General features: G+C 68.9%; 8 protein-coding genes and 1 pseudogene. 3 read left to right on the forward strand and 6 right to left on the reverse strand.

Annotation, left to right across the window (positions count from 1 at the left end; genetic code table 11):
* Positions 1-110 (reverse strand): annotated as a pseudogene (locus tag D0D37_RS48950) (ATP-binding cassette domain-containing protein); the annotation flags it as partial.
* 780 nt (positions 111-890) lie between these two features.
* Between D0D37_RS48950 and D0D37_RS42265 the strand changes: the two are divergent.
* Complete coding sequence (locus D0D37_RS42265) at positions 891-6,353, forward strand: ATP-binding protein (RefSeq protein ID WP_116206186.1); 5,463 nt, start codon at positions 891-893, stop codon at positions 6,351-6,353.
* Between the two features lie 121 nt (positions 6,354-6,474).
* On the opposite strand, the gene dnaE is transcribed toward D0D37_RS42265, so the two are convergent.
* Positions 6,475-9,999 carry a DNA polymerase III subunit alpha gene (gene dnaE / locus D0D37_RS42270; RefSeq protein WP_116206187.1) on the reverse strand — a complete coding sequence of 1,175 codons (3,525 nt, stop codon included), beginning with the start codon at positions 9,997-9,999 and terminating at the stop codon, positions 6,475-6,477.
* 129 nt (positions 10,000-10,128) lie between these two features.
* Positions 10,129-10,575, reverse strand: coding sequence for a PadR family transcriptional regulator (locus D0D37_RS48325; RefSeq protein WP_116206188.1), 447 nt, complete (start codon positions 10,573-10,575; stop codon positions 10,129-10,131).
* A gap of 246 nt (positions 10,576-10,821) precedes the next feature.
* Between D0D37_RS48325 and D0D37_RS48330 the strand changes: the two genes are divergently transcribed.
* On the forward strand, positions 10,822-11,043 hold the full coding sequence (locus D0D37_RS48330) for a hypothetical protein (RefSeq protein ID WP_244223873.1): 222 nt from the start codon (positions 10,822-10,824) through the stop codon (positions 11,041-11,043).
* A gap of 624 nt (positions 11,044-11,667) precedes the next feature.
* Here D0D37_RS48330 and D0D37_RS42285 read toward each other — a convergent pair.
* Positions 11,668-12,870: an MFS transporter gene (locus D0D37_RS42285; protein WP_341868014.1), complete on the reverse strand. Its 1,203-nt coding sequence runs from the start codon at positions 12,868-12,870 to the stop codon at positions 11,668-11,670.
* A 182-nt stretch (positions 12,871-13,052) separates the two neighbouring features.
* Positions 13,053-13,457 carry a nuclear transport factor 2 family protein gene (locus D0D37_RS42290; protein ID WP_116206191.1) on the reverse strand — a complete coding sequence of 135 codons (405 nt, stop codon included), beginning with the start codon at positions 13,455-13,457 and terminating at the stop codon, positions 13,053-13,055.
* A gap of 70 nt (positions 13,458-13,527) precedes the next feature.
* Between D0D37_RS42290 and D0D37_RS42295 the strand changes: the two genes are divergently transcribed.
* Complete coding sequence (locus D0D37_RS42295; protein WP_116206192.1) at positions 13,528-14,097, forward strand: TetR/AcrR family transcriptional regulator; 570 nt, start codon at positions 13,528-13,530, stop codon at positions 14,095-14,097.
* A 6-nt stretch (positions 14,098-14,103) separates the two neighbouring features.
* Here D0D37_RS42295 and D0D37_RS42300 read toward each other — a convergent pair whose 3' ends face one another.
* A complete protein-coding gene (locus D0D37_RS42300) occupies positions 14,104-14,610 on the reverse strand; it encodes a flavodoxin domain-containing protein (RefSeq protein WP_116206193.1) in 507 nt (168 codons plus the stop codon).
* Positions 14,611-14,825 lie beyond the last annotated feature (215 nt).

Consider the following 14,825-nt stretch of genomic DNA (forward strand, 5'->3'; position numbering starts at 1 on the left):
TCCCCGGACAAGATCTTCAGCAGCGTGGACTTGCCTGCCCCGTTCTCGCCGAGCAGCGCGTGCACCTCCCCCTTCGCCGCGGTGAAGTCCACCGCGCCCAGGGCACGCACCCCGCCGTAGGTCTTGCTGACGCCGGCCAGCTCGACCAGCGCGACGCCGCCGTCGCCCATGTCCCGCCTCTCGGCCCGCCCCGCGTCGAGAAATCGATTACCCGCACGGTAGGGGCCCCGGCAGGAGAGTGTCAAGGCTCACATTTTCCCAGTACCCCAGGAGTATCGGCTCCGGTTCGGCCCGCCGGAGCTTCCTCGGCCGCGGCCGCGGTGTCGACGGGCGGGCGGGGTCCTCCGCTGGCCGACGGGCGCGGTGCGCGAGACGAAGGTCCGTGAGGGGAACCCTGAGGGAATCAGAGTCCCTCAGGGTTCCCCTCACGGACAGCGCACCCCCCGCCTGCCCGCCAACCCTTCGAGCAGGGCAGACACACCGCACCCGCAGCGCCGCCTTAGGTCCCTGGCATCGGGATCAGATTCCCTCAAGGGGTCCTTCACGGACCGGTTGCGGAAGAGGGCCACTGCCCCACCAGGACCCGCGCCTGAACTTCGGGTAACCCCTGTCCGTCCCCCTGGGAAACGCCTGGCCGTCCAGTTGCCGCCGCGCCGGCGGGCCGGGCGTGATTTGTGGCATACCTCGCGATAAATCAGGTCGAGACGACGTGGCACGAGCCGTTTTTGGCGGGTTCCTACAAACCGGCAGGCGCGGCATGCGTCATCCGCGACATTGGTGTACCCGGCGGTAAGGGAGCAATGTGTACGACGAAGACAGGCGACGTTCCGGCGGGTCCGGCGTCGCCTGCTGTGCGTGGGTGTAGTTGGGTTCGCTGGGAGGCTTTGTCCGTGTTCAATCGCGTCGCCATCGTCAATCGCGGAGAGGCCGCGATGCGGCTGATCCACGCCGTCCGCGACCTGTCCGCCGAGACCGGGCGACGGATCGAGACGGTCGCGCTCTACACGGACGCGGACGCCACGGCGACTTTCGTCCGCGAAGCCGACGTCGCGTATTCGCTCGGCCCCGCGTCCGCGCGGCCCTATCTCGACCTCGCCAAGCTGGAGAAGGCGCTGGTCGAGACCAAGGCCGACGCCGCGTGGGTCGGCTGGGGCTTCGTCGCCGAGGACCCGGCGTTCGCCGAACTGTGCGAGAAGGTCGGCGTCGCTTTCGTCGGCCCGAGCGCGGACGCGATGCGCAAGCTCGGCGACAAGATCGGCGCGAAGCTGATCGCCGAGGAGGTCGGCGTCCCGGTCGCTCCGTGGAGCGGCGGCGAGGTCGCGACCCTCGAGGAAGCGCTCGCCGCGGGCGACAAGATCGGCTACCCGCTGATGCTCAAGGCCACCGCGGGCGGCGGCGGGCGCGGCATCCGCAAGGTGGAGTCGGCGGGCGACCTCACCGAGGCGTACGAACGCACCAGCCAGGAAGCGCTGCGCGCCTTCGGCAGCGGCGTCGTGTTCCTGGAGCGCCTGGTCACCGGCGCGCGGCACGTCGAGGTCCAGGTGATCTCCGACGGCGAGACCGCGTGGGCGCTCGGAGTCCGCGACTGCTCGGTGCAGCGGCGCAACCAGAAGATCATCGAGGAATCCGCGTCGCCGGTGCTCGGGCCGGACCAGACCGCCGAGCTGAAGTCGTCGGCCGAGCGGCTCGCGGTCGCGGTCGGCTACCGCGGCGCGTGCACCGTCGAATTCCTCTACCACCCCGGCGACCGGATGTTCGCCTTCCTCGAGGTCAACACCCGGCTCCAGGTCGAACACCCGATCACCGAGATCACCACCGGCACCGACCTGGTGCGGCTGCAGCTGCACGTCGCGTCCGGCGGCAAGCTCGAAGGCGAGCAGCCCGCCGAATCCGGGCACGCCGTCGAGGCGCGGCTCAACGCCGAGGACCCGGACCGCGACTTCGCGCCGTCGCCGGGCCGCATCGCGCGGCTGCTGCTGCCCGCCGGACCGGGCGTCCGGGTCGACACCGGCGTCAGCGAGGGCGACACGATCCCCGCCGACTTCGACTCGATGATCGCCAAGATCATCGCCTACGGCCGCGACCGCGACCAGGCGCTCGCGCGGCTGCGCCGGGCGATGTCCGAGACGTCCGTGCTCATCGAGGGCGGCGCCACGAACAAGAGCTTCGTGCTCGACCTGCTCGACCAGCCCGAGGTGATCGACGCCAGCGCGGACACCGGCTGGATCGACCGCGTCCGCGCCGAAGGCCGTCTCGTCACCACGCGGCACTCCGCGGTCGCGCTCGCCGCGGCGGCGATCGAGGCCTACGAGGACGACGAAGAGGTCGGCCGGCAGCGCCTGCTGTCCACCGCGTTCGGCGGCCGTCCGCAGGTGCGCCACGAAATCCGTCCGCTGGACCTGAAACTGCGCGGCGCGTCGTACCGCGTCACCGTCGCGCGCACCGGGCCGAAGCGGTTCCGGGTCGGCGTCAGCGGCGGCGGCGACGTGCACCAGGCCGACGTCGAACTCGAGCGGTTCGACGAGTACAGCGGCCAGATCACCGTCAACGGCACGCGGTTCCGGCTCGTCACCGGCACGCACGGGCCGATCCACCTCGTCGAGGTCGACGGCGTCACGCACCGGGTCAGCCGCGACGAGGGCGGCGTCGTCCGCTCCCCCGCGCCCGCGCTGGTGGTCGCCACGCCGGTCGCGGTGGACGACGAGGTCGAGTCCGGCGCGCCGGTGCTCGTGCTGGAGAGCATGAAGATGGAGACGGTGCTGCGCGCGCCGTTCCGGGCCCGGGTCAAGGAACTCCCGGTGTCGATCGGCAGCCAGGTGGAGACCGGGGCGCCGCTGCTGCGTCTCGAACCGCTGGCCGACGAGGCCGAGGACGAGGCCGCCGCGGAAGCCGAGACCGCCGAGATCGACCTGCCCGCCGAACCGGGCGGCACCAGCGCGGCCGACCGGGTCGAGCGCGGCAATCAGGACCTGCGCAGCCTGCTGCTCGGCTTCGACGTCGACCCGCACGACCAGGGCCGGGTGCTCAGCAGCTACCTGGCCGCGCGCGCGGAGCTGCCGGCGCGTCCGCTGGAGGGCGAACTCGGGCTGCTGGACGTCTTCGCCGACCTGTCCGAGCTGAGCCGGAACAAGCCGGCCGCGGACGACCTGAGCGCGTCGAGCCCGGTGCACAGCGCCCGCGAGTACTTCCACACCTACCTTCAGAGCCTCGACGTCGAGCGGGCCGGGCTGCCGGAGAAATTCCAGGGCAGGCTGCGCCGCGTGCTCAGCCACTACGGCGTCGGCGACCTGGAGCGCACGCCGGAGCTGGAAGAGGCGGTCTTCCGGATTTTCCTTGCCCAGCAACGGGCTTCGAGCGACAGCGCGATCGTTTCCGCGCTGCTGCGGCAATGGCTCGCCGAGGCCCCGCCGTCCGCCGAGCTGCGCGAAGCTGCCGGGCTCGCGCTGGAGCACCTGATCGCCGCGACCCAGCTGCGTTTCCCGGCGGTCAGCGACCTCGCCCGCGGCGTGGTGTTCCGCTGGTTCGCGCAGCCGCTGCTGCGCCGGGCCCGCGCCGAGGTGTACGCCGAGATCCGCGGCCACCTGCGCTACCTCGACCGCAACCCGGACGCGGCCGACCGCGCCGAGCGGATCTCCGGCATGGTGTCGAGCAACGAGCCGCTGGTGCGGCTGCTCGGCCAGCGGATCGGGCGGCCGGGCGCGGATCCGGCCCCGATGCTCGAGGTGCTGACCCGGCGCTACTACGGCAACAAGGCGCTCACCGACGTGCGCGCACGAGAGGTCGCGGGCTGCACGTTCGTCACCGCGTCGCATCCCGAACCGGCACGCGTGGTCACCACCGCGGTCGACTTCCCGCAGCTTCCGGACGCGATGCGCGCGGTGGCCGAGCTGTCCGCCGACGCCGGTGCGCCGGTCGCCGCGGACGTCTATCTCAAGTGGACCGACCAGCCCGACAGCGACGCGATGGCCGCGAAGCTGGGCGAAATCGTTGCGGCGCAACCGCTTCCGGCTGATGTCGACCGGGTCGTCACGACTGTCGCCGGTGGCGGCGGAGCGGTGATGCACCACCACTTCACCTTCCGCCGTACCGAGTCCGGTTTCGAGGAGGACCGGGTGATCCGCGGGCTGCACCCGCGCGTCGCCGAGCGGCTGCAGCTGGAGCGGCTGCAGGAATTCGACCTCACGCGGCTGCCGTCGGCGGACGAAGAGGTGTACCTGTTCACCGGCACCGCGAAGGCGAACCCGGCCGACGAGCGGCTGATCGCGATGGCGCAGGTCCGCGACCTGACGCCGCTGCGCGAGGCGGACGGCAGGCTCGTGTCGCTGCCCTCGGCCGAGGACACGCTCGCCGCGTGCCTCGACGCGGTCCGCAACGCGCAGGCGCGGCGTCCGGCGAAGAACCGGTTCGACACCAACCGGATCGTCATCTACGTGTGGCCGACGAGCGAACTGACGATGGACGAGCTGAACCTGCTCGCCCGCCGCGTGCTGCCGACCACCGCGGGCGCGGGCCTGGAGGAGATCCAGTTCCTGGCGCGGCAGCGGAACGCCGAAACCGGCGAGCTGACCGACATCGCGGTGACGGTCCGCAACGAGGTCGGCGCGGGCGTGCGGCTCACGGTCGAGGCTCCGAGCACCGAACCGGTGCAGCCGCTGGACGACTACCGGCAGAAGGTGCTGCGCGCGGCGCGCCGCGACACGGTGTACCCGTACGAACTCACCGAACTGCTGGCCGGCGGCGGATCCTTCGCGGAGCACGACCTCGACGAGAGCGGCGTTCTGGTCCCGGTCGACCGCCCGCGAGGGCAGAACAAGGCCGGTCTCGTGGCCGGTGTGGTCAGCACGCCGACCGACCGCGTGCCCGAGGGCGTCAAGCGCGTGGTGCTGCTGGGCGACCCGACGAAGTCGCTCGGCGCGCTCGCCGAACCGGAGTGCACGCGGGTGATCGCGGCGCTGAACTTGGCGCAGGAGCTGCGGGTTCCGGTCGAATGGTTCGCGCTGTCCTCCGGCGCGCGGATCTCGATGGAGTCCGGCACCGAGAACATGGACTGGGTCGCGGCCGCGCTGAAGCGGATCGTGGAGTTCACCCAGGACGGCGGCGAGATCAACATCGTGGTCGCCGGGATCACCGTGGGCGCGCAGCCGTACTGGAACGCCGAGGCCACGATGCTCATGCACACCAAGGGCATCCTGGTGATGACGCCGGATTCGGCGATGGTGCTCACCGGCAAGCAGTCGCTGGACTTCTCCGGCGGCGTGTCGGCCGAGGACAACTTCGGCATCGGCGGCTACGACCGCGTGATGGGCCCGAACGGGCAGGCGCAGTACTGGGCGCCGAACCTCGCCGGGGCGCGCGACGTGCTGATGGCGCACTACGCGCACACCTACGTCGTGCCGGGCGAAACGAGCCCGCGCCAGGCGGTCACCACCGACCCGGCGGGCCGCGACGTGTCGGATTACCCGCACGCCGTCGTCGGCAGCGATTTCGCCACGGTGGGCCAGATCTTCTCCGCCGAGCACAACCCGGACCGCAAGAAGCCGTTCGACATCCGCACGGTGATGCGCGCACTGTCCGATCAGGACCATCCGGTGCTGGAACGCTGGGCGGGCATGGCGGACGCGGACACCGCCGCGGTGCAGGACGTGCACATCGGCGGCCGACCGGTCTGCTTGCTGGGCATCGAATCGCGTTCGGTGCCGCGCCGCGGCTTCCCTCCCACCGACGGTCCGGACACGTTCACCGCGGGCACGCTGTTCCCGAAGTCGTCGAAGAAGGCGGCCCGCGCGATCAACGCGGCGAGCGGCAACCGTCCGCTGGTGGTGCTGGCGAACCTGTCCGGGTTCGACGGCTCGCCGGAGTCGATGAAGAAGCTCCAGCTGGAGTACGGGGCCGAGATCGGCCGCGCGATCGTGAACTTCGAGGGCCCGATCGTGTTCACGGTGATCTCGCGCTACCACGGCGGCGCGTTCGTGGTGTTCTCGAAGGCGCTGAACCCGAACATGACGGTGCTGGCGCTGGAGGGCTCGTACGCGTCGGTGCTGGGCGGTGCTCCGGCGGCGGCCGTGGTGTTCGCGGGCGAGGTGAAGACCCGGACGGCCAATGATCCGCGAGTGGCTGAGCTGCAGAAGCGGCTCGGCGAGCTGAGCGGGGCCGAGCGGGCGGCTTGTGCGGCCGAGCTGGCTGAGGTGACGTCGTCGGTGCGGGCCGAGAAGCTCGGCGAGGTGGCGTCGGAGTTCGACCGGGTGCACAGCATCCAGCGCGCGGTCGAGGTCGGGTCGGTGGACGCGATCGTCAGCACTGCGCAGCTTCGGCCGCGGATTATCGAGGCTATCGAGCACGGGTTGAAGGGCTGAGGGTTCTGGTGAGTGCTGGCGCCGGTTCTAACCGGCGCCAGCACTCACGAGGCCAGCCGAGGCCTGAGCGGGAGGCGGGGGTGTCGTGAGTGTTTATGCCGGTTAGAACCGGGATTGCCACTCACGAGGCCACGGTGATTCCCCGGATCGTTTTCACCTCGCCGAGCAGCGCGGGCGTCACCTTGACCGGGTATCCGTCCAGCGCGTAACGCTGCTGTCCCACGTGCAGGTGCACCGGCGTGTTTCCCTGGTGCGCCAGCAAGGTCTGCTTGAGTTCCAGCACCACCGGCAGCGTCACCTTCTCCGCCTGCGTGTGCAGCACCAACGGCGTTTCCCCGAGTTCTGTCAGGTCCAGCGGTGCCAGATCCGCCCCGAAGACCGACATTTTGTCCTCCCGCCAGTTCACCCGGCCCTTCACCAGCACCGCGTTGTCCTCCACCAGATCCGACGCGCACAACGCGTACGACTTGGCGAAGAACAACACCTCAAGCGAGGCGTCCAAATCCTCGATCGTGCAAATCGCCCACGGTTCGCCCTTTTTGTTCACCCGCCGCTCCAGCGAAGTGATCAACCCGGCGACGACGAGTTCGCCTTCTCTAGGAGGATTGTCGATGATCGCCGCGATCGTGCGGGGCGCGTGTTTGCGGAGGACGCCCTCGGCACCGTCCAGCGGATGGGCTGAAACGTAGAGGCCGAGCATGTCCCGTTCGTGCGCCAGCAACTGCTTGCGCGGCCACTCTTCAGCGGTGAATTTCACGTGCGCCAACGGCGACGAAGCCGATTCCTGGTTTTCGCCGCCGAACAGGTCGAATTGGCCCATCGCTTCCTGGCGCTTGAGCGGGACCACGGCTTCCACCGCGTCCTCGTGCACCTGGATCATCGACAGCCGGGTGTGGCCCATCGAGTCGAACGCGCCCGCCTTGATCAGCGACTCGATCACCCGCTTGTTGCAGGCCACCAGCTCCGACTTGTCCAGGAACTCGGTGAACGAGGAGTACTTCCCCTTCTCCTCGCGCGTCTTGATGATCGACTCCACCACGTTCGCGCCCACGTTGCGCACCGCGCCCAGACCGAAGCGGATGTCGCTCCCGACGGCCGCGAACCGCAGAGCCGACTCGTTCACATCCGGCGGCAGCACCTTGATCCCCAGCCGGCGGCACTCCGACAGATAGATCGCGGACTTGTCCTTGTTGTCCCCGACCGAGGTGAGCAGCGCGGCCATGTACTCCGCGGAGTAATTCGCCTTGAGATACGCCGTCCAATAGCCGACCAGCGCATATCCGGCGGCGTGCGACTTGTTGAACGCATAACCCGCGAACGGAAGGATCGTGTCCCACAACGCTTGCACGGCCTCGCCGGAGAACCCGTTGTCGATCATCCCGGCGCGGAAGCCCTCGAATTCTTTCTCCAGGACTTCTTTTTTCTTCTTGCCCATCGCGCGGCGCAGCACATCCGCGCGGCCCATCGAGTACCCGGCGACCTTCTGCGCGATCTGCATGATCTGTTCCTGGTACACCACCAGACCGTGCGTTTCGGCGAGGATCTCGCGCAGCGGTTCCGCCAGTTCCGGATGGATCGGCTCGATGGCCTGGCGCTTGTTCTTGCGGTCGGCGTAGTTGTTGTGCGTGTTCATCGCCATTGGGCCCGGCCGGTAGAGCGCGTTGACGGCCACGATGTCCTCGAACCCGGTGGGTCGCATGCGGCGCAACAGATCCCGCATCGCGCCACCGTCCAATTGGAACACTCCGAGACTGTCACCGCGGACTAGCAGGGCGAAGGTTTCGGGATCGTCGATGGCCAGCCGGTCGAGGTCGATGTCCTCGCCGCGGTTGGCCTTGATGTTGTCGATCGCGTCGCCGATGACGGTCAGGTTGCGCAGGCCGAGGAAGTCCATCTTCAGCAGGCCGATGGCCTCGCACGACGGATAGTCCCAGCCGGTGATGATCGAACCGTCATCCCTGCGCCACAACGGAATCGCGTCCATCAAGGGCTCGCTGGACATGATGACCGCGCAGGCATGGACACCCGCGTTGCGGATCAGGCCTTCGAGGCCGCGGGCGGTGTCGAAGATCGTCTTGCACTCTTCGTCCGTCTCGACCAGGGCACGAACCTCGGCCGCTTCCGCGTAACGCTCGTGCTTGGCGTCCACGATTCCCGACAGTGGAATGTCCTTCGCGGCCACCGGCGGCGGCAGGGCTTTGGAGATCCGGTCCGCGATCGAGTAGCCGGGTTGTCCGAAGTGGACTCTCGCGGAGTCCTTGATCGCCGCTTTCGTTTTGATGGTGCCGAAGGTGATGACCTGCGCGATCCGGTCGGAGCCGTATTTCTCGGTGGCGTACCGGATCATCTCGCCGCGGCGGCGGTCGTCGAAGTCCATGTCGATGTCCGGCATGGACACTCGTTCCGGGTTCAGGAAGCGTTCGAACAGCAGACCGTGCCGAATCGGGTCGAGGTTGGTGATGCGGAGCGCGTACGCGACCAGCGATCCCGCTGCCGACCCGCGGCCTGGGCCTACTCGGATTCCGGCCTCACGAGCGTGCGTCATGAGGTCAGCCGTGATGAGGAAGTACCCGGGGAACCCTTTGTCCACAATGACCTTGAGTTCGTATTCAGCACGCTCGCGGTACTCTTCAGGCACCCCATCCGGCAGTCTCTCCGACAGTCCGGCCATCACCTCGTGGTGCAGCCAGGTGGCTTCGGTGTGGCCTTCGGGGACGTCGAAGACCGGCATCCGGTCCTTGTGCGTGTACACGTCCTCATACGACTCCACGCGCTCCGCGATCAGCAGCGTGTTGTCCGCCGCGCCCGGGACCTCCCGATCCCAGTACTCGCGCATCTCGTCCGCCGACTTCAGGAAATAACCGTCCCCGTCGAACTTGAACCGGGTCGGATCGTTCAACGTCTTGCCCGCCTGCACGCACAACAACGCCGAGTGCGTGTCCGCCTGGTCCTTCGTCACGTAATGCGAGTCGTTCGTCGCCAGCGGCGGCAGGTCCAGCAGCTTCCCGATCTCCAGCAGACCCTCGCGCACCGACCGCTCGATCGGCAGACCGTGGTCCATCAGCTCCAGGAAAAAATTCCCCGCACCGAAAATGTCCTTGTAGTCCGACGCCGCCTGGACCGCCGCCTCCCGCTGGCCCAGCCGCAGGCGGGTCTGCACCTCGCCCGACGGGCAACCCGTGGTCGCGATGATCCCCGACGCGTTCTCCGCGATCAGCTCCCGATCCATCCGCGGCTTCCGGTAATACCCCTGGATCGACGCCAGCGACGACAGCTTGAACAAATTCCGCAGGCCCGTCGCGTTGCCCGCCAGCATCGTCATGTGCGTGTACGCACCCGCACCCGAGACGTCGCCGCCCTCGCCCAGCTCGTCCGCACCCCGCTGGTTCGACTGCCCCCAGAACACCGGCTTCTTGTGAAACCGGCTTTCCGGCGCCACATACGCCTCAATGCCGATGATCGGCTTGATCCCGTGCTTCTTCGACGTCTGGAAAAACTCGTCCCCGCCGTACATGTTCCCGTGATCGGTCATCCCCACCGCGGGCATGCCCAACCGGGCCGCCTCCGAAAACAAGGGACCGATCTTCGCCGCACCGTCCAGCATGGAGTACTCGGTGTGGACGTGCAGGTGGACAAACGATGGCATGGCCGCATTGGACCCGCCGCACCGTGGCGCCGTCCAACAACCGACACGCGCGCTCGGACCACCTCCGGTTGTGCCCCGAGGTAACCGCCGTCGGATGAGTCCTTTGTGGACCCATCCGACGGCGGATTTCTATTCTTCGGAGTCGTCGTCCGCGAGCAACGCGTACAACCGGCGGCGGGCTTCCCGGAGGATCTTGCGTGCCTCCGCGAACTGCGCCTCGCTGCCCGCATGCGCGACCTGTGCCGCGGCTCCGCCCAACTCGCCGATCTGCTGATACAGCGCGGCAAACCGGTCAGCCCCCGGTTCCTCGTCGCGCGCCGGAGACTCCCAGAGCGCGGCGAACTCCTCCTCCCGCCCGGCGACGTGCTCGCGCCCGGCTTCGGTGAGATGCGCGACGCGCCGCCCGCCCTCCTCCGCGGTGCGGACGAGGCCTTCGTCCTCGAGCTGCTGCAGGATCGGGTAAATGGAGCCCGGACTGGGCCGCCACTCGTCATTCGTGCGACGGCGGATTTCCTGCATCAACTGGTAACCGTGGCGGGGTTCCTCGGCCAGCAAGGCGAGGACCGCCGGACGCACCGGTCGGGCCGGGCCTCGGCCGCCGCGCGGTGGGCCGCCGAAGAAGCCTCCCGGCCCGCCTCGTCCCCCGGGACCGCCGGGAAACCCGGGGAATCCAGGGAAGCCCGGAAACCCGGGAAACCCCGGCCGATGCGGCGGCCCGGGAGGCCCAGGCGGACCGGGAGGGAAACCGCCGCGAGCTTCGAGGACGGAGTCGTCCCAGGCTTCCTCCTCGCCGGAGCGGCCCGGGTCCGCGTGGTGACCGGGGTGGTCTGGGTGCCCCGGGTGGCCGGAGTGCGCGTGGCGCTCCCCCGGTTCACCCGGCCAGCCGTGGTGCTCGCCCGGCTCACCCGAGTGCCAGCCTGGATGACCAGGCCAGCCGAAGCCCGCTCCCGCCCCGCCGAACGGCCCGGGCTGACCGAACCTGGCGCTTTCCCCGCCGTGGCCGACCACACCCCGCTCACCGAACACTCCGTGGCCGAATCCTGAGCCTCGTCCGCTGAACAATCCCGCCCAGTCTTGCCCGCCCGGATGCCCGAACGAGGCGCTTCGCTCACCGAACCCGCCCGGACGCCCGTGCTCTTCGCCAAGCCCGTCCGCCGCTTCTGACCCACCATGGTCGGCAGACCCCTCGGCTCGACCACGATCTCCACCCAGCCCGCTTGCGGCACTGGCTCGGCCGCGTCCACGCTCAGACCCACCGAACTGCCCAGGCCAGCCGTGCTCGCCTCCCCAGGGCCAGCTGCGCCCGTCCGCCGACCAGGCCGGATGCCGTCCCGGGCCTGCCTCGCCCTGGGGCCAGCCGTGCTCCTCCTCCGGTCCGCCAGGAGGTTGCCCTCTCCCCTCGCCAGGCCCGCCGCGATGCGTGTCCGGCCTGCCCGACGGCATGCCTCGGCCTCCGTCACCAGGTCGAACCGGTCCGGGGCGGCCGAATCCGAACGGCATCCCGGGTCCGCCGGAGCGCTCCGGGCCGCCGAAGCCCCGGAACAGATGTCCTCCGCCTGCTGTGCTCGTCATGTGGTCCTCCTTCGTCGTCGAACAATCGCCGATATGCCCACGATATATCGGCGACTGTTCGACGGCAAGGTAGCCCGAACCAGCGGGCGGAAAAGCTCAGGAGGTTCCGGCAGGTGCGGTCGTCGCGCCTTCCCCGCCGAAGCGGATCGACTTCGCTTCTTTGCCCAGCGCGGTGAGCACGGCGACCGCGATGAGCACCGGGATCACAGTCCACAGCAGCGCGGCCGAGTAGCCCTGCGACTGCGCGATGCTCTGCTGGATCGGCAGGTTCAGCGCGGCCAGCAGGTTGCCGAGCTGATAGGTGACGCCCGGGAAGAAGCCGCGGATCGCGTCCGGGGACATTTCGGTCAGGTGCGCCGGGATGACGCCCCACGCGCCCTGGACCATGACCTGCATCAGGAACGACCCGAGCGCGAGCATCCCGGCTCCGTGGTCGACGGCGAAGATCGGGATGATCGGCAGCCCGAGGACCGCCGCGCCGACGATCGTCATCCGGCGGCCGAAGCGTTCCGACAGCGAGCCGAAGACCAGGCCGCCGATGATCGCGCCGACGTTGTAGAGCACGGCGATCCACGTGCTGGTCGCCGCGCTCAGGCCGGCACCGCCGTGCTCGGTCGCCTTCAGGAACGTCGGGTACACGTCCTGCGTGCCGTGGCTCATCCAGTTGAACGCGGTCATCAACAGCACGAGATAGCCGAACCGGCGCAGCACCTTCGGGTTGAACAGGACGTCCTTGACCGACGTCCGGGTGACGCGCATCTTCTCCTGCGCCGCTTCCCACACTTCGGATTCCTTGACCCGCGCCCGGATCAGCAGGCTGATCAGCGCCGGGAAGATGCTCAGCACGAAGATCCACCGCCACTCCAGGCCGAGCGCGGTGTGGAACAGCAGATACGCCAGCGCGGCCATCAGGTACCCCGCGGAGTACCCAGCCTGCAGCAGCCCGGAGAAGAATCCGCGCCGCTCCACGGGGATCTTCTCCATCGCGAGCGCCGCGCCCAGGCCCCATTCGCCGCCCATGCCGATGCCGTAGACGAACCGCAGAATGAGCAGCACGGTGAAGTTCGGCGCGACCGCGCACAGCACGCCCGCCGCCGAGTACAGCAGGACGTCGACCATCAGCGGGATGCGCCGTCCGGACCGGTCCGCCCACAGCCCGAACAGCAGCGCGCCGACCGGGCGCATCACGAGCGTCGCGGTGGTGATGAACGCCAGCTGGGTCGCGGTGGCCCCGAACGATTTGTCCTTCGCGATGTCCGCGAGCACGAACACGACCAGGAAATAGTCGAACGCGTCCATGCTCCAGCCGAGCCACGCGGCGAGGAACGAGTTCCGCTGATCGGCGTCAAGCTTGCGTTTTTCCTTGCCCCCGGCTGCGTTTTCGGTCACCGGCTTGGTCTACACCCGGTGCGACGGCGAGGCAAGAGTCGCATGTGGACTCAGGATTTCCCTGACATACCCAGCGAAAAGGAGAAATCGGGTTACTCGGGCGTTTTCGCCGAGCGGGTCAGCAGGTGCGCCTCGCGCATCCGGCCGTCCGCGGCGAACTGCCCGAAGAACGACACCTCGATCTCGAGTTCCTTGCCGCGCTGGCGAACGTGCAGCGTGTACCGCGCGGCGATGCGGTCGCCTTCGGCCATCGCCTCGTGGACTTCGATCCGTCCGTCCGGCCGGTTTTTCCGCACCGGACGGCAATGCGCGATCAGCCGGTCGCGATCGATCCGCACTCCGTCGGCAATCTGGACGACGTCTTGCGTGTGATAGCGGTCGACCACCGTCGTCGCGTCCTCGTCGGTGTGCACCAGATCGTCGGTGAACGAAGTGAAGAAGCGCGCGATGAACTCCTTCGGATCAGCATGCGGATCAGTGCGTTCGAGCGTGTCCATGAACCCTCCCAGATGAACTCTGACACACTGTAAGATATCCGCTCAGGCTAACTTTGACAAGGTGTAAGAGATGTCAAAACTCCGCGCCGACGCCCAGCGCAGCCGCGCCGCGATCCTCGACGCGGCGCTCCGCGTGCTGGAAGCCGATCCGGACGCGAGCGTCGAGGGCATCGCCACGGCGGCGGGCGTCACCCGCCAGACCGTGTACGCCCATTTCCCGTCCCGCGAACGGCTTCTTGCCGCAGTGCTCGACCGGCTCACCGAGGAAGCCGTCGACGCGATGGACGCCGCCGGTCCGGACACCGGTCCTGCCGCGGACGCGATCTTGCGAGTGCTCGACGCCGCTCGCCGGGCGTCCTCGCGTTATCCGATGCTGCTGCGCCGGTTCGCTTCGACGGCGTCCTCCGCGGAAGACGGACGCGAGCAGCACGAACCGGTCACCGAGCGGCTGCGGCGGATCGTCGAACGCGGACAGCGAGCCGGCGAGTTCGACCGGCAGCCGCCGGTGGACTGGCTGGTCACGGTAATCATCCAGCTGGGCCACGCCGCCGCGGGCGAGGCCGACGCGGGCCGGCTTTCCCTGGATGAAGCCGAAAAGGAACTGTCCACCACGGTGTTGCGCGTTCTCGGCGCGTCCTGACGCGGCTCAGATCGGCACGCGGGAGTGGACCCGGCGGCCGATGTCCCGCGCCCACGCCCGAATCCGGTCCCAGTCGCGAAAATCCCCGGCCCGGTCGCCCCGCGCCATCAGCTTTTCCAGCACACTGTCCGCGAGCGCCGGATCAAGCCGCCCGCCGAACGTCTCAGTGCGCCCCGCATCAATCGCCGCGGCCAGCAACGTCACCCGCGCAGGCAAGCTCACCCGAGTAAGATTCGCGCCCGGGCCGCACGGTCCACTGTGGAACAACCAGACCGGACGCGCCCGCAAAGCTTCGGTGTGCCGCTCCAGCAGCCGCACCGCTTCGGGCCGCCACCTCGCGTAGTAGAGCGCGCTGCCAACCACCACCGCGGCGTACTCCGTGACACTGTCAACCTCGCCCGCGCCCCGCACGTCAACGGCGAACCCGGCAGCACGCAACTCCTCGCCGACGACCTCGGCGATCTCGCGCGTGCCACCATGCCTGCCCGCATGCGCGACGAGAACGTTGATCATGTCCTTATTGTCCACCCCTTCGGCACCCCGCGCCCGGCCGAAAGCCGTGAGGGCCACCTTCACGGACCCTGATTCCCTCAGGGTTCCCCTCACGGCCCTTCCCCGCCGTGAGGGGCCCCTTCACGGAACAGGATTCCCTCAAGGAGCCCTTCACGGACCACCCACCCACCGCAGCCGCAGCCGCAGCCGCAGCCGCAGCCGACGCACCCAACTAT

Source organism: Amycolatopsis circi, from assembly GCF_003385235.1.
GTDB classification, from domain to species: domain Bacteria; phylum Actinomycetota; class Actinomycetes; order Mycobacteriales; family Pseudonocardiaceae; genus Amycolatopsis; species Amycolatopsis circi.

Excerpts from the sequence above, each read along its gene's own strand:
- D0D37_RS42285 (WP_341868014.1), bottom strand. The coding sequence starts at position 12,870 with ATGGACGCGTTCGACTATTTCCTGGTCGTGTTCGTGCTCGCGGACATC.
- D0D37_RS42290 (WP_116206191.1), bottom strand. The coding sequence starts at position 13,457 with ATGGACACGCTCGAACGCACTGATCCGCATGCTGATCCGAAGGAGTTC.
- dnaE (WP_116206187.1), bottom strand. The coding sequence starts at position 9,999 with ATGCCATCGTTTGTCCACCTGCACGTCCACACCGAGTACTCCATGCTG.
- D0D37_RS42300 (WP_116206193.1), bottom strand. The coding sequence starts at position 14,610 with ATGATCAACGTTCTCGTCGCGCATGCGGGCAGGCATGGTGGCACGCGC.
- D0D37_RS42295 (WP_116206192.1), top strand. The coding sequence starts at position 13,528 with ATGTCAAAACTCCGCGCCGACGCCCAGCGCAGCCGCGCCGCGATCCTC.